We start from the raw sequence: 18,787 nt of genomic DNA on the forward strand, positions 1-18,787 counted from the left end.
GAAATCCGACCCCATTCCAGTTTGAACTACCTGACCCCTCGAGAATTCGTGGGAACACTGACTAATGAATTAACAACCCAGGCCAGAATTTCTAGTTACCACTGGTAGGAAATTCCCGGACAGGTCACTTCGATCGTATCGTGTAACAATGCCGCACAGATTACGTCCACATCTTCGATATGACCTTCATCCACCAAAATTGATGCCAACTCAAGAGGATGATTGATATAGGGTGTTTCTTCCTTGTCACTTCTTCGTTGGTCCTTGTGTTTCTCACCTGCGAAGTATGCAGCCCTGACTATTTTTGCCATTTCACTTTGAATCATTTAAATTCTCCAATAATTCTTAACTATTCCTTGTACTGCCTCTTTCAGGAATCACAATATGTATGACTTTCATTTAAAAATGTTTGAAATCATGCCTGAATGGGTCGTGCTGTGGATATATCCACTCGTCACACTTTCTGTGATGGCCGCACTTTCATTACTTTTCAGAAAATTCATCACCACTGAAAGTCTCTACGATAACGATACAGACGTTGTCGACACTGCTACTCAAAATACCTTGAGCGCCGCCTATGTCATCATGGGTTTTACGCTTGTTTTAGTAATGGGTTCCGCCGATACCTATGAAACAAATGTCATGAATGAAGGCACAAATATTGAAAGTCTCGATCGCATGCTAATGCTGGATGGCAGCCCTCAAGCACTGGCTATGCGAAAGGACTTAATTCAATATTCAACTTCCATTGTCAATGATGAGTGGCCAAAATTACGTAATGGCGGGAATGCCTCGACAGAGAATTTGATGCAACAATTAAGTAAAAACTTATTGCAGTTCAAGCCACAGACAGAGAAGCAAATTGCTTTGTATACAGAGATCGTTCGCAAAACAGACCTTGTCATCCTTTCAAGAGAAATAAGATTACTCAATGCCTCCGGAGGCTTACCCACCCTATTTTGGACAATCAGCTATCTTTACCTATTCGGTGTAGCCATCATTTGTGCATTGCGATTGAGTCATGCGACACCAATGAGGTTTGTTGCACTTAGCATACAAGTTACGATGCTCAGTCTCATTTTTTCAGCAGTCATGATTATTGACCACCCCTACACCGGTCAAACTAAAGTATCCGCAGCACCAATCATTCAGGCTATTGAGTCAATGAAAAAATTATGATTCACATGACTTTAACTTCTCGTTTAATTTCTTTTGCATACCCTGCAATAAGTTTTTCTTAACAAAATAAAAACGAACTTCTGTTTCACTCAACCAACTACTTTCATTCAGCTGAATTAAATAGTTGAGTCGGTCAAACAGCGCCATGACGTCGTCTTTCGATTGAGCTTTCTCGATATCTTCATCAAGATCCCGCATATTGATGAAATTCTTATACATATATTTTTTTGAGGGGTATGCCCGAATACCCATTATCCACTTCATGATTGGATAAATCAGAGCGAAAAAAGCGAGGAATACGACCCATGCGCTTTCAACAATACTGCCCAGCCACAAAGGGAGGTAATCAAAGACTACGGGCTGCCCTTGTGTATAGAACCTCTTGGCGACAGGGCTCAATGGGAATCCCGTCTCTTGAAATTTAGGGAAATCTCCGGGTTTTGAAAAAAAGTCCTCGGTAAACTTGCCATACTCACTTGCCGCAAGCATGAATGCCCACTGAACGGCGGGATGAGTCGTCGACTCGACCAACAGATTCGTTGTGGAACCAAGCACGACAATGTCTTCACGCGGTAGTATTTTTTCAAGGTTTAAGGATCCCCGCGGAATGACAAGCTTATGTAAAAATGGATATTTTTTCACGTACGCATCTGCCAGATTCATGCTTAGCACATGAATTTTTGGATCCTGCAACAAAGATTGCACGACTGGTGCATTAAAACTATCAATAATAAATACAGCATCCAGCTCGCCAGCCTTGAGTTTTTCAGCAGACACAAGGTGTGGAAGCTCTATCAAGCCCTGTGAGTTGACTGCATCTTGCTGATTTGCAAGCAATGCACGCCTGAACATTTTATTTGAGTTGGTATCAGGCAAGCCGATTCCAATTTTTCTTTTCGCAAAGTAATCGAACGGATCATCGATATCTAATTTTTCACCTTTATAGAATATCCATATCGGCGCAAACTGCACACTACCTAAAGAAACCAGACCAGGATAGTCACTTTCAAGAGAAGCTCCAGCGGTGATGAAGCTTGCATTGACGACTGACTTGGGGTCTTCAAGATTTCGAAGGCCTTGCGCGAGTCCGTCTGTACGAATGAGCTGTAAATCAATCCCATATTTTTTAAAAATTGACTGAAATTTTTCTCCAATCAAACCATAAGAGGATCCAGCTTGACCAATTGCAAGATAAGCATTTTTGGGTGCGAAAGGATTCACATATATCACGATCGAGACTACAGCGATCACAATGAAGGGTAATAAAACTGCGAAGTAGCGCACGAGCCACAGCCATGCATTGGCTTCCCTTAATGCATAACGTTTGTAATACCGTCGACAATTATTAAAAAATCTATCAATATTTTTAATCATGGTATTTCTCTTGCATTTGAACCTTCTGTAATTCGTTTAAATGACTTTCCAAACTTTGATTTACTTCTTGGGCAAGATAAGAAAGCTCTATGTAGTCTTTAGCATCCTCTGCGCTGCACCACATTGTCGATATCCGATTGTTAATACCGGCAACCTGAAGCAATATTGACTGCAACGGATCAACTTTTGTGCATTTCAAACCTTCTGTTTTGAGAAACCTAAGATAGGCAAAACTATCATTTTTAATTTTGGATGAAGCATAGGATCTCAAACTCAAAATCTTGATCAAAACCGGATAAATCAATACAAAAAATGCAAGAGTCTTTAGCCACATTTCATCAATTAACGTGGCGAGCCATAAGGGAAAAGTTGAGAAAATCTGCGGGACGCCTGTGGCGTAGTATCTCTCTGCAACAGGGCTTAAGGGTAGAGAATCATAGTCGAGATCTTTAGGAAACTCTCCTGGTTTCGAAAAAAACAGTTGCTCTTGACGATTGTATTGCCTGGCTGCTAATAAAAATGCCCATTGAATGGCTGGATGTAGATTTTTTTCAGTAAGCAAGGTGACTGAAGTGCTCAGAATCGTCACATCGTGACGAGGTAGCACACTCACGATATCAAACGATCCACGTGGGATGACAACTTTTTCTAAATTTGGATATTTTTTTATGTAAGCATCAGCGAGCTTAAAATCAAACACGTGAATTTCAGGACTTTTAATCAAATTTTGTACGACTTCAGTGTTGTATGCATAAGTAATGAACATGGCATCAATCTTACCCTCCAACAGTTCACGTTCCGCATCACCATAAGAAAGTTCTTTCAGATCAAACTGTTCATCAATGTTGAAATGCACACTGCTAAATAGGCGCCTGAACATGCTGTTTGTAGCAGTGCCAGGCAATCCGATCGCAATTTTTTTATTTTTAAAAGCCTCCATCGGATCATCGCTTTTTAAAACTTGTCCGCGGTAGAAAAGCCATAGTGGTGCCCGACTAACGCTTCCAAGCGACATAATATCCGGATGATTTGATGCCTCGATATGACCCGCCATATAGAAACTCGCATTCACCGGTGAATTCGTATCTTCCAGTTTTACAAATCCCTCTTGTCTGCCTTCACCAGGAAGGACGGTGAGTTTAAGTCCATACTTGGAAAATGTTTGTTGAAAGGACTCCGACATTTTTTCAGTCGTTGAGCCCTTTTGCCCGGATGCAATGGTTGTATTGCCAGGCGGTAGTATTTGAAAGTAGTAAAACAAAATAACGGACAAGATCACCAGCGCACAAAATGCTGTGAGATAGTAATTCATGACCCAGCGCCAGGTTCGATATTCGTTTCTGTAACCGAACCTAAAATAGTAGGCTATGCTCGTAACGAGGTTGCTATTAAACCGATTGGATTTCATTCACTCTTCTCGAGTCATATCCATCACAATTCATCATGATTCAATAATAGAAACTTTGCCGCTGTGCAAATGATAGACACCACCTACAACTTTCAATAGACCGCTCTCTACTCGTTTTTTAAGTATGGGTTCAGCGGACTTCAAAATCGAAACGTTTTTTTTCACATTATTAATGACAGCTTCATTTTGCCAATGCTCATCATCATCGTGTCTGACTTGCTCAACGGTTGGCACAAGCGAGTCAATTAATTGCGCAATATGACCATCAAAAACTGCGTTGGATGAAACCGCTTTTATTGCTGCGTTGACCGCACCACAGCCAGAGTGACCTAAAACCAAGATCACTGAAGCTCCAAGCACCTCTGTTCCATACTCAAGGCTACCGAGAATTTCAGGCGTGACAAAATTTCCAGCTACCCGCGTCACGAACAGATTGCCATGACTCTCGTCGAAGGTGTGTTCGGGGCTCACTCTGGAGTCTGCGCATCCCAAAATACAAGCATAAGGATACTGATGGTTTTTTATCCCGGGGTCTTGATATTTAAATGAATCCGGTGAATCAAAACCAGCGATGTAGCGTTTGTTGCCGGCGATCAGGCGATTCAAAGCTTCGTCGGGAGGGACGGTAATGTTAGTATCTGATTGACTCATAAAATTAGGGTGCAGTTGTTGAGTAAAGATCAAACTCTCAGTCAAAACTGTAAATCCGCCCCAAGGTTTGATGAGCCACAAATTTTGATTTGTCAGAATTCGTCGGAATTCAATACTCCACCGTGATGACTAAAAAGCCATTCTTATGCGTCTTATTTTGCCTATTGTTTTTTTTAGGCATGCACACTCACGCAACGACTCCAAGCATCACACAATACTCTGCGCCACCGATTCTCAACTCAAACATAAGCGTAATGATCGACCCATCAGGTTCGCTCAGTTTTCAAGACATCCAGTCACCAGCAAATCAAGAAAAATTTAAACCTGCGGTGAATTGGGGAAATGAGCTCAATTTTGGTTTTAGCTCTGCCGCGTATTGGATCAAACTTTCACTTTCAAGCCCTGATCCCAATCTGACGAACTGGATTTTGGAAATACCTTATTTTGGACTGGATCATATCGATTTTTACTCGCCTCAAGGCGAAGTCTTGCGAACTGGCAATCTTATGTCAGTCGATACAAGAAGAATATTTTATCGGTACTACGCCTTTCCAATCGAGCTAGGTGCACAAACGAGTCACTACTATCTGCGTATCGATTCAAAGCAAAATATTTCTGTCCCTCTGAATCTATGGGAGCAGTCGGCCTTTGACAGACATATCCAGACAGACACATTGATTCAGGCATTTTATTATGGTGGCCTGGGGATACTCGCGGCCTTTAATTTTCTGATCTTTCTCTACTTGAGAGATCGATCTCATCTTTATTATTCAGCTTTCGCGATTCTGTTTGGACTCGGAATTTTTGCTGGTAATGGTTTTGGACGTCTTTTTTTATGGCCCAATTCCCCACTCTGGGATCAAATTTCACAAGTTGTGTTGCTGACCCTGGGTACGACGATGGCGCTCGTTTTTTCAACAAAATTTTTGAATACAAAAAATGAACAACCACTGATTAACGTCATTTTTAATATTCTGATTTGTATTCTTCTGTCATATGCCGTACTCATCGTCTTGGCTGACAGCTTTGGCATATCAAAAAATTTCCTTTTTCAAATTTTTCCTCTGATTGTTTTACCGGTCATCGTCATGGTTTTACTCGGGGGATTTCGCGCTTATCGTCATGGACAATACAGCGCAAAGTTTTTTCTAATTTCTTGGGGGACGTTGTGCGTAGGTGGTGTCTTGGCTAGTTTGCGTCAACTTGATCTCATTCCCACGAACTGGTTCACCTCCTATGCTTTACAAATCTCTTCATCAATCGAAATGTTGTTATTATCCTTCGCTCTAGCCAGCCGCATCCAGCACGAACGCCTCCTTAGAGAAAAAGCACAACAGGAAGCCCTCATTTCAAAAGAAACACTTGTACAAACTTTACGCGCCTCTGAAGAAAGGTTAGAAAAGCAAGTTTTTAATCGTACAAACGATCTGAGAACGATGCTTGAAAATGAGAAAAAACTACGGGAACAATACATACGCTTTGGTTCGCTGATCTCGCACGAATTTAGAAGTCCCTTGGGGATTATCGAAAATCAGACAGCTTTACTGAGTCGTCAAACAGAAAACGATAATCAAAAAAAACGTCTATCTATCATTAGTTCAGCAACACATAGACTCGCATTGTTATTTGACAGATGGCTCCAAGGCGACCGACTTGAGAGTCATATCGACACAGACAGACCCCAGATCATCGAAATTGACTCTTGGCTAAAGGGAACTATCGATAAATGTAGGGGCTATCATCCTAATCATATTTTTATCTACCACTCCCCGATACAATCGCCGACCCTGATGTTGGACGAAAAAATGCTTGAGGTGGTGGTACTCAACATCATTGATAATGCATGCAAGTACTCAGAACCTCAATCCAAAATCAACATCAGATTACTTGTTGACAAAAATAGAGTCGGGATTTCGATTGCAGACTCAGGCTTAGGCATTGATCCGGCGAATCACGAAAAAATATTCGAAGAGTATGTGCAAGTAGATTCTGGAAAAAATAAGAAAGGGTATGGTTTGGGACTGTCTTTTGTTAAAAAGGTGATGGAATTTTATGGTGGAGAAATCGAGGTGAATAGCGCTCTTGGGCAAGGCGCTGAATTCATTGCATGGTTTCCAGAAACAACTCTCACACCATCCACTTGACAGACTAAACGAAGTCTACTGACTTGCGCTCAGTCAGAGGCCTTCATGATTCCATTGAATGCCAGACCGACACCGTAAACAGTTTGAAGTGGAAATTTCACCACACCGGCGTCCTCAATTTTTTTTCTCAATCTACGCAACATGACTTCGAGACGACGATTATCGTACACCAGTGGATTAAAACCGAGACCTTTGATGATATCGTCCCGCGCGATGACTTGACCAGATTTTTGAACGAAACAATTCAACAGTGCAAATTCGCTTCTTGTCAGTTCTATCTCGAGATTATTTGGGGTCTTCAGTTCCCATCTGACTGCGTTCAAGCGCCAGGTTTCAGAATCGGTAGATAGCGCAGCGCTTTGTCTTCTCTCTATTCGATGCAAAATTGCGAGCAACTCGTCACTGGGAAAGGGTTTGACTAGATAATAATCTGCGTCAACATTCATGCCCAGGATTCGATCATGAGGCTGACCCTCACAACTCAAGACAATTGAGTCTGTGCCTGATTGTTTGGGGTATTTTCTCAGGATATCCAATCCGTCGCCATCAGGAAGGTTTCTATCCAAAATTAAAATATCGTATTGATTAGACTGAATCCAATCAAGATACTCTTGAATACTTCCTACCCCGTTAGCATCAAAATTTTCAAGTGTTAAGAGCTCAACCAAGCCATCACGAAATTCAACTTCATCCTCAACAATCAAAACTTTAGGGGGCATGGCTTTTCCTCAGGAAAATTATTCTTGTAAAAGCCTGTATGTCACATGAAGCGGCTCAAGAGAGGCATAGATCAAACCATCAAAGGCGCCATCCAATTCAAGCATTAAGAATATTGCTGAAGAGACAGACAATGAACAGAGTGCTTTGATTATTACCGTATGCTTATTGAGCGGCGACATAAGTCCAAAACAGCCAAACGTAATGACTAACCAAAACCATAAAACAATCAGAAAAAAATCAGGAATAGAGCTTCCTATACTCGTCACCGCAAACCATCTCGATTGAAGCAAATCATCTGTTAGTCGAATCATTTGTTCAAACAGGACGCGATGATATGCATCTGTTGGCTGCAGCGATCGGATTTGATCGACTAAGTCTTCTAATTTGGAAAAAATAATCGACTGACTGATTTGCTCCTCAGTTTGATTTTTGTATCCATTTGATGAAAGGCTGTCCTTCACGATGCTTAGCAAAGATAAGTCTATTACCCGTGCCTGCTCAGTCTCATATTTTTTAAGAAGACGATGCAAAGTTAAGATCTGTATTGCAGAGTGCTTGATTGCTCGCTCGGTATGATCAAATGACTCTTTGGTGGAATTTATCAATAAACCCAACACGACAGCAGTGAGTGTCGCAACGATCCCAACAGTCATGGTCATGGATCTGACAGTATCCCCTCCTAGAGGTTTACGCCTCAATTTAGCGATACAGTACATGCAAAAAATCGAGACACTGAAAGTGGTTACAAAAAATGTTGCTGCGACAATCAGACTTGCCATCTACTCTTTGATCCGAATGCAGACACGAAAAGCTAATCTCACCATGCAGATTACCGTTTTTTGTTGACGAGCGGTTGACTGACACCTTGTACACCCGCCACTGACAATGCTGTCAGTAACGCTACCTGTGACCCCTTATAGCCATCTGTTGGATCCATCGCTTCGTCGAGAGAGTGAAAACCTTCAAAAACTCCGCCTGGAGGAAGAATGACGGTCGGGATCCCTAATGAAATAGGAACGCCTGCATTCGTGCTTGATCCCGCAAGCAACAACTCTTTTTGTCCGAGCGCACGAAGCGACTGAAGCGAGGCCTGAATGATCGGGGACTGGTAAGGCGTCATTCCACCGGGTCGCTCACCGATTTTCTTGAATGTCACTTTAACTAAGTTTTTCCCGATCGACTTATTTTCCTCATCAACGGCTTGTCGAATTAAGTCTAAAACTTTCTTATGAAGATCCTCGAGCTCCTTACCGCCATCACTGCGCATGTCGATTTCCATACTTGCATCAGGCGATATTGTATTAACGGAAGTTCCTCCTTTAACGATACCGACGTTAAAAGTCGTTCGCGGAACTTGTGGAACTTTTAAATCAGATATTTTTGAAATCGCTCGTCCCATTGCATGAATTGCGCTTGGTACTTCGCCAAAGGCTCCGAAGCTGTGGCCTCCGGGGGCAGAAAAATTAACCTCGTATCGAACAGATCCAGTATTCATCAACACGATCGCCCCCATGGGTATGGACTCAAGGCCGATGAAAGCATCGACATTACTGTGCTCTTTGAACAAAGCTTTTACACCCCGTAAGTCACCATTGCCCTCTTCACCGACACTGCCCACAAACATCAAATCACCGACTGTTTTGATGTCACTGCCATTTAAAGCTCGAATCCATGATAACAAGACAGCGAGACCACGCGAATCATCTGTGATACCAGGGCCGTAATACTTCCCGTTTTTCTTAACCACCTTTAAATCTGTGCCAAGGGGAAAGACTGTGTCAAGGTGCGCGTCCAAGACAACAAGAGGACCATTTCCAGTACCTTTACGAATACCGATCGCATTACCTTCTTTGTCGATGTAAGCATCGGTGAGTCCCGCCGCCTTCATCATCTCGAGAAAAGCCTTTGCTTTTTTCTCTTCATGAAAGGGAGGAGCCGGAATTTCACTCAACGTGATATTTTGTTTTAGGGTCAAATCCTCGTCATTCTTTAATGCATCCATTGTTTGCTTGATTTTTGGATCAGCAAGAATGCTTTGTATGCTTTGTTTGACTGTTTCACTGACAGCCGGCCAGGGCGCGACAGACTTTGCCCATTCTGGTAGATTATTGTCCCCAGGATGGGCGAGCGTCCAACTACTAAATAAAGAAAGGCTCATCGCAGTCAGTACCGACCTCAATATTCTTGAGCTTAAGCTGTTCTTCATGACATTACCCATTCATTATTTGTGCACAGATCCAGATTGACCTACTTTCCACATTTATTCTATCGATTATTGCCCCGTCTGAATCTGACCAATTCCGACATTCATATCGTCAGAAGCCTCATCTTTACATGCTTGATTCATAATGACCCACCCGCGTTTGATGCGTTTCTGATCACATTTTCTATATTACGGTGAGCATATGGAAAAAATCGAAAACAAGTTAAGAATTTCTTCGGTTTTTGTAGCGATGGCTGGATTATTAATTTGCCTAAGCAGTCAACTGGCCCAAGCGCAACAGACTGTGTTCGACGTTGTCTTCAAGCAAAGTCGGGTCATTGATCCAGAAACAAAATTAGACGCGATTCGCGATGTGGGGATCAACGGAAAAAAAATTGCGGCCGTATCGACTGAACCACTCAAGGGCAAAGTTGAAATTGATGCCAAAGGGAAAGTACTTGGACCAGGATTTATTGATTTGCATGTTCATGGCGTCAATGTTCCAACGTTCTGGATGCAGGCTTTCGATGGTGTGACCACTGCGCTTGAGTTAGAGGCTGGCGGATTTCCAATCAAGAAAGCCTATGCAAATGCCGAAAAACTCCGTCTCCCGCTGAATTACGGATTTAGCGCCTCTTGGGCTGGCGCAAGACTGGCAGTCGCAGACGGAATCAAAGAATTAGACGGAACGCTTGAAACAGCCACAAAATATTTTGGCTGGCCTAAATGGTCAAAACTATTACCACCAGAAAAATCAGCACAAGTCGTCCAACTCATCGAGCAAGAAATACTCGATGGAGGGATTGGCATAGGCGTAGTTACGGGATATGCACCGGAAACGAACCGAGAAGAATATGTTGCATTAGCGACGCTTGCTGCAAAATATGATGTACCAACTTACACGCATTTGCGTGCCAAAAATACTTTTGAACCAAGCGGTGCGGTTGAAGGTTTCGTGGAGTTGCTTGGCGTTGCTGCGGGCACTGGCGCGAGAATGCACATCTGTCATATCAACAGCACCTCATTGAAAAAGATTGTCGATGTCATTCCACTGATTGAAAAAGCGCAAGGAAAAAAACTACTTGTCACGACCGAAGCGTATCCATTCGGAGCTGGATCCACTGTGATTGGTGCGCCATTTTTACATCCCTCTAATCTACCTCAAGTCGGAATCAAATCATCCAATATCTATTATCTGAAAACAAAAGAGCGTGTCGCAAACAATGAACGTCTAAATGAGATTCGCGCAAAAGATCCCGGCGGACATATTGTGGTGCATTATCTGGACGAAAAAAATCCAGAAGAAATGAAATACATCGATTCTGCGATTTTGTTTCAAGACACAATGATCGCCTCTGATGCCATGCCATTTGCGATCAATGGCCGGGAAGTAAAAGAGGAGCAATGGCCTCTGCCGGACGCAGCGTATTCTCATCCAAGAACGGCTGCGACCTTCACAACGGTGCTTGCTCGCTATGTCAGAGAGCAACAATCAATGAGCCTGATCGACGTATTCAGACGGGCCAGTTTATTACCCGCTAATCTCGTTGCAACAGCCTCAAGCCAAGCGAAATTCAAGGGAAGAATCCAACCAGGAATGGATGCCGACATCATTGTGTTCGATCTGAGCAAAATAGAACCTCGCGCCAATTATGAAAACCCTCGTCAACCATCTCAGGGGATGGAATATGTCATGGTAAATGGTCAGTTTGTGATTCGAGACGGAAATTTACTCAAGGATTCTCGTCCAGGTGAAGCGTTAATGAGCACCTTGAAAAAAATTCAAGATTAATCTTATCTTCAATACGGAGCAGTCTTTGAATACTTCCAAGACCACAACAATTGCCCATCATTTAGTCCGTCGATTTAAAGAACTCGGAGTCGACGAGGGATTTGGAATTGTTGGTGACTTTGCTCTCAAATTATTCGACAGGCTCCATCAACTTAATTTCCCCATTTTGGTTACTGCTGACGAACAAGGTGCCGCATTTGCTGCGGATGCATATGCCCGCCTTCGTCATTTTGGTGTGTGTGCGGTGACTTATTCTGTTGGTGGACTAAAAGTCGCGAATGCGACTGCCGGGGCATGGGCTGAAAATGTTCCTCTGCTAATTTTGAGCGGATCACCTGGTATTGCAGAGAGAAAAAACGATCCGCTTCTTCATCACAAAATCAAAACTTTTAACACTCAGCTCGAAGTATTTGCCGATATTACCGTCGCACAGTCCGTTCTGAGTAATCCTTTGACTGCGGCACAAGAGATAGATCGTGTCATCAGTGAAATGATTGCTTACCAGCGACCGGGGTATATTGAAGTGCCTCGCGACATGGTTGATGTCGATATCCTTGATGTAGAGCAGGCGCTCTTGATTGAATTACCAAAAGTACATCAAAAGAGGCTAGAGCTAGCGGTTCAAGAGGCATTAAATTGGCTTGAGGCTTCAGGTGATTCAGTGGCGATCGCCGGATCAATGGCTGTTAGGCGTGGTCTGAGTAAGGACTTATTGAATTTTACTGAGTTTTTTGGTGTGCCGATCGCATCCACCTCTTTATCTAAAGGAGTGATTCCTGAAACGCACCCCCTAGCCGTCGGTGTGTATATGGGCGCTATCAGTTCGGCAAGCGTTGTTAAAAGAGTAGAAAGTGCAAAGCCTCTCATTGCGTTTGGTGTACTTTATGCTGATTTAGTGATGGGTGGTTTTACCGATCATTTAGATAGAGGCCAAGTCATCGAGTGTACTGATACGCATGTCAATATCGGATACAGAACTTACCAAGACGTTCCGCTTTGGGCTTTTTTACCTGAATTGATCAAAGCTGCAAAATCCAGAAAATATCGTGAATATCCAAAAAAACTGCCAAAGAGACCATCATTTCACGTTATTGAGAAATCATCGCTTTCTGTTGAAAGAATAATGGCCTGCTTAGCTTCGATCATTGACGATCGACATCGATTGATGATTGACCCAGGTGATTGTCTTTTTGGCTCAGTCGATTTACCAGCACCCAACTTCAGTTTATCAAGCGCCTATTATGCAACGATGGGGTATGCAGTTCCAGCAGCACTAGGTGCTGGCCGAGCAACTCCCCAATGCCGTCCGATCGTGCTTGTTGGGGACGGCGCATTTTTGATGACTGCACTTGAGGCGCTCAGTGCCACATTTCACGGGGTCAATCCTATCATCATCATTATTGATAATAAGGGGTATGGAACCCAACGCCCCATGCTGGATGGTCCGTTTAATGACATTCCACTCTTGAAAGGCGAAGAGCTCACCAAAGCATTCGGCATTGGCACTGGATCTTTGTGTGAAACTGAAATTCAGTTCAACACAGCATTCACTCAAGCAGTCGAGAGTAATGAACTTCACATCATCCGGGCTTGCGTGCCTATAGACGGCTTCAGCCCAGCACTTGTCAGGCTAACAGACGCAGTTAAAAAACGAATTTAATTAATATGTCGCTCACATCCAACGATAGACGCAATTTAATTGCTGGCGCCATCGGTAACGCAATCGAGTTTTATGACTTTCTCGTTTACGCATACCTGGCCCATTATTTTGCAACTCAGTTTTTTCCTTCGGATGATCCTGTTACAGGCTTAATCGCAAGCTATGGCGGTTTTGCTGCCGGCATGCTAATGCGTCCGCTGGGCGGTGTCTTGATTGGATCAATTGGCGACAAGATCGGCCGAAAAATGGCACTTCAAATTTCTGTGCTAATGATTTCGCTACCAACTTTTATCATTGGTTTTCTGCCGACTTATGAGTCAATCGGGATCTGGGCACCCATCTTATTATTACTGATGCGACTCGTTCAAGGTCTTTCTGTTGGTGGAGAATACTCTGCAGCGATTGTATTTTTGGTTGAACGCGCATCCCCTCGGGAGCGGGGATTTTTTGGAAGCTTTAGTCCACTTGGCGCAATATTTGGATTGTTGCTCGGTTCGCTCACAACCTTCCTTTGTACATTCAGTCTAGGTCAGGAATTGATGCAAGATTGGGGATGGCGCATACCTTTTATTTCAAGCATTGTACTCATGGTGTTTGGAATGTACCTCAGATCTAAAATCGCTCCAGACAGTATATTGAAATCCGAATCTTCTGAGTCACCCATAATCGATGCATTCAGAAAATACTGGCGTCAAATGCTGTCAATTGGCTTGGGTAATGCAATGACAGGCGCAATGTCCTTTATTGGTTTTATGTATGCAGTGCCATGGATGATCGATCAAGGAGGCATCCACAGCAACATTGCGTTTAGCGTTAATATTGTCAGCCTCGCGCTATGCTGCACAATGACAATCGTTGGCGGCCTGATTGGCGACAAATTTGGACGCGTTAAAACCGTAGCGCTTGGAGCGCTCATAGCTCTTTGCGGGGCCTGGCCGGCTTTCATGTTATTCAAAACGGGATCCTTGCCATTGATGCTCTTAGGATCCCTAATAATCGGTACTGCACATGGCCTTTATTGCGGGCCCTACTGCGCATGTATGGCGAGTATTGTTCCCAAAAGTGTACGCGTCACAGTCATCGCATTTGGCTATAGTTTTTCTGTCGGAATCATAGGTGGCCTAGCACCAATGATCACGGAGTACTTTGTGGGGAAAATGCATATTGTGATGGCCCCCGCGATCGTCATTATGGCTGCGGCAAGTATCGCTCTCGCAGCCTTGATTTTCGATCCTTTGTGGCGTAATCAAGACGAGTCTTTCCCCGAAGATGCAGGAAGATGATCTTTAACTGATTTTGACGCTCCAGTCCTTTTGTCATTTAGCGTACGCCTTTTAGGCATCAAATTTGATTGGCAATGCTCCCCTAAACCCTATTTAATGTGCGATTGCCTAAATCAAGATTAAACTAGCCTTCGATGCTGATCCCTTTGCGCTCCGCTCCTCAAGAAAAGATTTAAAGCATGTTTAGACATCTTGATACAAAGGTGCCTATTTTTCATCACGACATGTCTATCAACTTCAAGGTTTCGATCGGTATTGCGCTCGTAAAAAACAATGTCTTTTAAATCTGGTTTTATTTTCCTAGCTATTTCCGCGCTGATGACAGGCTGCATGTTTCATGGAGATACGCCTCTCGCCACCGCACCAGACTCTTTTTCCACAGACACTAGAAGCGCACCTGAAAAGAAGCTGCCGGAGTTTCCGTGGTGGAAAGATATTGGTAGCGATGAACTAAATGCGCTGGTTATCGAAGCGCTGGAAAATAATAAATCCGTATCGCTGGCAACCAAAAACATTGAAATCGCACAAAGCTCACTCGACACCATCCGTCTGGGTTGGTTGCCCTCTATTGGCCTGATGACGGGTCGCTTACATGGTGATGGAGTTGTTCTTTTACCCAATCTCCCGACTCCATTGTCAAGCACAGGGGGTTTTTCAGCATTTTTACCGATTTGGATCGCCAACATCATCCAGCTTCCCAATCTGAGTAAAGAAGCCCAGAAAAGACTCGATGCAACGGCCTCGGACTATTTAGCGCTCAGAACGTCCATTGCTGCTCAGGTTGTATCCTCTTACGCTGTCTTGACAGCCTCCATAGAGGAACAAGCTATTTTGGCCGAAATGAAACTTAATCTGAACGAACGTATCAAGACCGTTCGAGCAATGACCCGCCAGGGCCTCGATACGCAGATTTCACTTAATGACCTTGATTCAGGCCTCCAAAAACTCGAGGTGCAAATCGCGACCAATCGGTCCAACATGATTTCAGCAAAAAATGCTCTTCTGACACTGCTTGGCCGTCAGCTATCCGCCTTCACTCCTAAGGATAAGTTCAGTTCTCTTAAGCTAAACCATCTTGCCCCAGGCAATACGCCTACATCCGTGCTTGCAACTCGGCCAGATGTTGTGGCGGCCAGGGCGAAAATTCAGGCGGCTGATTATGGGATTTCAGCTACGGCAAGTCTGTTTGCGCCAACTGCGACATTCATGACTGCTAATGTCAAGGCCGCAGGCTCGAATGAAGGCACTTCTAACACAGTGACTGCTAGTATTCAGGCCGGGGCTCTTTTCATGACACTCGACCCCCAGTTCATTGGAAAAATCAATACGCAGAACAAACGCTATGATTCTGCGGTCCTCAACTATCTGAAGGTAGTCGATGATGCTTTAAAAGAAGTTGACGATGCATTGGCTAATTTTGATAGCAACCAGATCAAATTAATTAAAGAAGAAAAAAGTCTATCCAATTCAGATAAAAACTTGCGCACCACTCAAGCTATGTTCAAGAGCGGGCTATTGTCAAAGATGCAATACCTTGACAACGCTATTCAGTTCAACATGGCACGAATGTCTATTCTTCAAACAAAAGTACAGTCGATTATTTCGCTTTCCAAGCTCTACCAAAGCATGGGTGGCGGCTCAACCTACGGCGATGAGAACTACATGTTGAAGGATCAAACTATCGAAGGGAAAGACCGTGACAACAGCTAAGATCAGCCCTAAAAAAGAGTTGTCCCAAAAACCAAAGTTCACGACCTTGATGTTTCTAATTGGCGCTATCGTCGCGATTGGATACTACCTTCTGGGGGCCTATCAATTCACGGATAATGGTTTTGTCGTACAGGTCTCTACTCCGCTCGCACCTCGCGTAAGCGGCGTCATCAAAGAGGTGCATGTTCAAAATGGTCAATTAATCAAAACCGGCGATATTCTGGTCACTTTAGATCCGATCGAATACCAGGAGCGTCTCCAAGGAGCGGTTGCGCAATACGAAAAGGCGCGCCTTGCCATTCCCGTGATGGAGAAACAAATTGAAGTTGCTGAGCAAAAATTAAAAGCAGATTTAGCGACGCTCGATACATTGAATGCACAATTCAGAGCCAAGAATCATCCGGATGTTCGCGCGGGTGTTCCACAGATTCAAATGACTGAACTCGGCAACCAAATCAAGGTTCAAAAAAACACGATCGACTCTACGAGGTTACAGATAGAGGCCGATAAGTTGAAGATAGAAGTAGAAAAGCAAGCAGTGCTCGCCTTGAAAGCAGCGGTTGAATCCGCGCAGACATCTCTCAAATACACCAAAGTGACCGCACCCGTGGATGGCCGTGTTGAGAACGTATTTCTCGGTATTGGCAGTCACGTCTCCCCTTCAGCTGGCATGTTCACTCTCATCAACGATGGTGATGTGTATGTGCAGGCTAACTTTGAAGAAACGAATCTGAGCGGCGTGAAAGCCGGTGATAAAGCCAGTGTTTACCCAAGAATCTATTTTGGCAAAAAGAGCTTCGAAGGCGTAGTGGTTGCTAACCCATTCGGTGTCTCTCGACAGACTAACAATCCGTTTTCCGGAGCGCCCATTGTGCAAACCGAGAATAAATGGCTCATGCTGCCCCAACGTTTACCTGTGATCATCAAGATCACGAATCCTGATAAAGACTACCCCCTCGTTAACGGCATGAGCACCTATGTCCGTATACACGATTAGGAACAGTTTCCTGGATCCCTACGATCCTTATTGGATTTGTAGATTGCTTTCTCTCAAGCTAGGCACATTGATGATCCTCATGTGCCTCTGCAACGCCTTTCTGAATTCGCCGGGCATGCCTGTCGAGTTCATGCTTGTGACCTTCATCGCCACGGCTGCCTCGGAGATTCTGCCTGCCAAAACCAGACTCAAAAAAGTCCTAATCTTGATTGCCGTCATTCTCTTGCTATCAACAACAGGCGTACTGTTTGGATTATTTTCATATTTCAGAACAAGTTTATTTTTATTTACCGTTATTTTTACCTACTTGTCATTAAGGTTTATGGCAGTCAACGCCAAGGCAGCTGTCCTGCCGAGCCTAATGATCATGTGGGGTATTTTGCAATTGGAAGGCAGCACAACCAATCTAACTGAAATTTTAAATAACTACCTGTACTACGCTGAGTTTGGTCTGATGGGTGTCATCACCATTTTATTTTTTCCCGACTTCACTTTAAACATCGTAAAAAGCGCCTTTATCCGCATTCTCGAAGCGGACATTGCAAGCCTGAAGCATGCAAAACTACACAGCAACGATACGGCATTTCTGTCTGCGCTCAATATCATCCGTGCCAAACTTCCCTTTTTGAGCGAGGACTACCACGATCTTTATCAAAATATCATAGTGTTTCAACACACGTTCATCAAAGCGACCGGCCTAAATAGCCAAGACCAAACACTCACAATGTCTGTTTTGTCTGAACTGATTGAGGCCATCAATAAGAACCAGATGTATGTGATGAACAGTGAAAGCCTTTGCCTTCTTGAAAAACAGAATATCGGCGCCTACACAGGCTTGAAAAAATTGATTGAGAGTTACAACGCATGCAAAGCGTAGCGACTCGCACAAGAGTCAATCAAGTCACCATTTTGGTGGCTGTATCATTTCTTTTCTATGCCTTGGCCAACTGGGTGGAAGGTGTTTGGGTCGTTTTGTCCACAGTGGTCGTTGCAGGACCTTTCAGTAACTTTCTCACCTTTGAAAAAGCCAAAGACCGCTTTTTAGGCACACTTGTGGGCTTGGTATTTGCCGCCGGCCTTGAGTACTACCTCCGATTTAATCCATCCCACTTGCCTGTTGTCGCGGTCATCATGGCTTTTGTTGGTGGATTCATGGTGACTCGACCTTATAAATATTTTGTCATCATGGTCACCATGGCTACGTGCATGGGTTTCTTGTATGTGAATGCTCCTTACACATCATTCACACCTGTTTCTTTTTTGATAGACCGCGGCATTGGCATTTTTTTTGGCGTATTGATTTTCTTTGCTATACAGCGATTCGTGTTTGGTGATGGAAATTCTAAACTTGAGCTTTTAGAGGAAGGTCATAATGCGCTCACAAATCTACAAAAATCCTTGCTTGCATACAAAGCTAATCCTAGCTTGAGCACTGCGTATGAATGCTCCGCCGATATTTTTTCCCATACTCGGGATCTTGCGACCTACTTGGAAGCAGCCCCACTAGTGTTTTCCGAAAAAAAAATCAACCCTGAGACGCGCTACGGAAAAAAAGTACTGATGCTAAATAATCGAGCGATCAAACTGCTGATCGATGAGTCAACAGTAAATATGGCTAAGATTGATCGACTGCTGCATATCGTCAACATCAAGCTCGATCAATAAG

Annotated in this window: 16 protein-coding genes; 9 read left to right on the forward strand and 7 right to left on the reverse strand. The window is 43.7% G+C overall.

The window, feature by feature from the left end; genetic code table 11:
• Positions 1-95: 95 nt before the first annotated feature.
• Positions 96-326: an HD domain-containing protein gene (locus QWY27_RS03050; protein WP_290194607.1), complete on the reverse strand. Its 231-nt coding sequence runs from the start codon at positions 324-326 to the stop codon at positions 96-98.
• A 58-nt stretch (positions 327-384) separates the two neighbouring features.
• On the opposite strand from QWY27_RS03050, the gene QWY27_RS03055 reads away from it, so the two are divergent.
• Positions 385-1,179 carry a bestrophin-like domain gene (locus QWY27_RS03055; protein WP_290194609.1) on the forward strand — a complete coding sequence of 265 codons (795 nt, stop codon included), beginning with the start codon at positions 385-387 and terminating at the stop codon, positions 1,177-1,179.
• On the opposite strand, the gene QWY27_RS03060 is transcribed toward QWY27_RS03055, so the two are convergent.
• The 3 genes from QWY27_RS03060 to QWY27_RS03070 all read right to left on the reverse strand — a co-directional run bounded on the left by QWY27_RS03060 (position 1,174) and on the right by QWY27_RS03070 (position 4,612).
• Entirely contained in the window at positions 1,174-2,553 is a 1,380-nt protein-coding gene (locus QWY27_RS03060; RefSeq protein WP_290194611.1) for a TAXI family TRAP transporter solute-binding subunit, read from the reverse strand. The genes QWY27_RS03055 and QWY27_RS03060 overlap by 6 nt on opposite strands.
• The gene (locus tag QWY27_RS03065) at positions 2,546-3,865 is read right to left on the reverse strand and encodes a TAXI family TRAP transporter solute-binding subunit (protein WP_290194613.1); all 1,320 of its coding nucleotides are present in this window, start codon (positions 3,863-3,865) and stop codon (positions 2,546-2,548) included. The genes QWY27_RS03060 and QWY27_RS03065 overlap by 8 nt, the downstream gene beginning before the upstream one ends.
• A 129-nt stretch (positions 3,866-3,994) precedes the next feature.
• Complete coding sequence (locus QWY27_RS03070; protein WP_290194614.1) at positions 3,995-4,612, reverse strand: carbonic anhydrase; 618 nt, start codon at positions 4,610-4,612, stop codon at positions 3,995-3,997.
• A 179-nt stretch (positions 4,613-4,791) separates the two neighbouring features.
• Between QWY27_RS03070 and QWY27_RS03075 the strand changes: the two genes are divergently transcribed.
• Complete coding sequence (locus QWY27_RS03075; protein WP_290194616.1) at positions 4,792-6,756, forward strand: sensor histidine kinase; 1,965 nt, start codon at positions 4,792-4,794, stop codon at positions 6,754-6,756.
• Between the two features lie 29 nt (positions 6,757-6,785).
• Here the strand turns inward: QWY27_RS03075 and QWY27_RS03080 are convergent, their stop codons facing one another.
• Genes QWY27_RS03080 through QWY27_RS03090 form a run of 3 tightly spaced genes read right to left on the reverse strand, consistent with a single transcriptional unit; the run spans position 6,786 to position 9,682 of the window.
• On the reverse strand, positions 6,786-7,475 hold the full coding sequence (locus QWY27_RS03080) for a response regulator transcription factor (RefSeq protein WP_290194618.1): 690 nt from the start codon (positions 7,473-7,475) through the stop codon (positions 6,786-6,788).
• An 18-nt stretch (positions 7,476-7,493) separates the two neighbouring features.
• A complete protein-coding gene (locus QWY27_RS03085) occupies positions 7,494-8,255 on the reverse strand; it encodes a bestrophin-like domain (RefSeq protein ID WP_494338393.1) in 762 nt (253 codons plus the stop codon).
• Between the two features lie 50 nt (positions 8,256-8,305).
• Complete coding sequence (locus tag QWY27_RS03090; RefSeq protein WP_290194621.1) at positions 8,306-9,682, reverse strand: M20/M25/M40 family metallo-hydrolase; 1,377 nt, start codon at positions 9,680-9,682, stop codon at positions 8,306-8,308.
• Between the two features lie 199 nt (positions 9,683-9,881).
• Here QWY27_RS03090 and QWY27_RS03095 point away from each other — a divergent pair, with 199 nt between their 5' ends.
• The 7 genes from QWY27_RS03095 (at position 9,882) to QWY27_RS03125 (ending at position 18,786) form a co-directional block, all read left to right on the forward strand.
• Positions 9,882-11,471: an amidohydrolase family protein gene (locus tag QWY27_RS03095; protein WP_290194623.1), complete on the forward strand. Its 1,590-nt coding sequence runs from the start codon at positions 9,882-9,884 to the stop codon at positions 11,469-11,471.
• A 25-nt stretch (positions 11,472-11,496) separates the two neighbouring features.
• Entirely contained in the window at positions 11,497-13,131 is a 1,635-nt protein-coding gene (locus QWY27_RS03100) for a thiamine pyrophosphate-binding protein (protein ID WP_290194624.1), read from the forward strand.
• Positions 13,132-13,136: 5 nt separating this feature from the next.
• A complete protein-coding gene (locus QWY27_RS03105; protein ID WP_290194626.1) occupies positions 13,137-14,414 on the forward strand; it encodes an MFS transporter in 1,278 nt (425 codons plus the stop codon).
• A 273-nt stretch (positions 14,415-14,687) separates the two neighbouring features.
• A complete protein-coding gene (locus QWY27_RS03110; RefSeq protein WP_290194628.1) occupies positions 14,688-16,124 on the forward strand; it encodes a TolC family protein in 1,437 nt (478 codons plus the stop codon).
• Positions 16,111-17,121 (forward strand): HlyD family secretion protein, encoded by a 1,011-nt coding sequence (locus QWY27_RS03115; protein WP_290194631.1) that lies wholly within the window; start codon positions 16,111-16,113, stop codon positions 17,119-17,121. The genes QWY27_RS03110 and QWY27_RS03115 overlap by 14 nt, the downstream gene beginning before the upstream one ends.
• The gene (locus QWY27_RS03120) at positions 17,102-17,998 is read left to right on the forward strand and encodes a hypothetical protein (RefSeq protein ID WP_290194633.1); all 897 of its coding nucleotides are present in this window, start codon (positions 17,102-17,104) and stop codon (positions 17,996-17,998) included. The genes QWY27_RS03115 and QWY27_RS03120 overlap by 20 nt, the downstream gene beginning before the upstream one ends.
• Positions 17,986-18,786, forward strand: a complete 801-nt coding sequence (locus tag QWY27_RS03125) for an FUSC family protein (protein ID WP_290194635.1) — start codon at positions 17,986-17,988, stop codon at positions 18,784-18,786. Before QWY27_RS03120 ends, QWY27_RS03125 begins: the two co-directional genes overlap by 13 nt.
• Position 18,787: the final 1 nt, after the last annotated feature.

Source organism: Zwartia vadi, assembly GCF_030410375.1.
Lineage (GTDB): Bacteria > Pseudomonadota > Gammaproteobacteria > Burkholderiales > Burkholderiaceae_B > Zwartia > Zwartia vadi.

What these genes read in the sequence shown, in the direction of transcription:
- QWY27_RS03050 (WP_290194607.1), bottom strand. Translation starts at nt 326, where the DNA reads ATGATTCAAAGTGAAATGGCAAAAATAGTCAGGGCTGCATACTTCGCA.
- QWY27_RS03055 (WP_290194609.1), top strand. Translation starts at nt 385, where the DNA reads ATGTATGACTTTCATTTAAAAATGTTTGAAATCATGCCTGAATGGGTC.
- QWY27_RS03060 (WP_290194611.1), bottom strand. Translation starts at nt 2,553, where the DNA reads ATGATTAAAAATATTGATAGATTTTTTAATAATTGTCGACGGTATTAC.
- QWY27_RS03065 (WP_290194613.1), bottom strand. Translation starts at nt 3,865, where the DNA reads ATGAATTACTATCTCACAGCATTTTGTGCGCTGGTGATCTTGTCCGTT.
- QWY27_RS03070 (WP_290194614.1), bottom strand. Translation starts at nt 4,612, where the DNA reads ATGAGTCAATCAGATACTAACATTACCGTCCCTCCCGACGAAGCTTTG.
- QWY27_RS03075 (WP_290194616.1), top strand. Translation starts at nt 4,792, where the DNA reads ATGCACACTCACGCAACGACTCCAAGCATCACACAATACTCTGCGCCA.
- QWY27_RS03080 (WP_290194618.1), bottom strand. Translation starts at nt 7,475, where the DNA reads ATGCCCCCTAAAGTTTTGATTGTTGAGGATGAAGTTGAATTTCGTGAT.
- QWY27_RS03085 (WP_494338393.1), bottom strand. Translation starts at nt 8,255, where the DNA reads ATGGCAAGTCTGATTGTCGCAGCAACATTTTTTGTAACCACTTTCAGT.
- QWY27_RS03090 (WP_290194621.1), bottom strand. Translation starts at nt 9,682, where the DNA reads ATGAAGAACAGCTTAAGCTCAAGAATATTGAGGTCGGTACTGACTGCG.
- QWY27_RS03095 (WP_290194623.1), top strand. Translation starts at nt 9,882, where the DNA reads ATGGAAAAAATCGAAAACAAGTTAAGAATTTCTTCGGTTTTTGTAGCG.
- QWY27_RS03105 (WP_290194626.1), top strand. Translation starts at nt 13,137, where the DNA reads ATGTCGCTCACATCCAACGATAGACGCAATTTAATTGCTGGCGCCATC.
- QWY27_RS03110 (WP_290194628.1), top strand. Translation starts at nt 14,688, where the DNA reads ATGTCTTTTAAATCTGGTTTTATTTTCCTAGCTATTTCCGCGCTGATG.
- QWY27_RS03120 (WP_290194633.1), top strand. Translation starts at nt 17,102, where the DNA reads ATGTCCGTATACACGATTAGGAACAGTTTCCTGGATCCCTACGATCCT.
- QWY27_RS03125 (WP_290194635.1), top strand. Translation starts at nt 17,986, where the DNA reads ATGCAAAGCGTAGCGACTCGCACAAGAGTCAATCAAGTCACCATTTTG.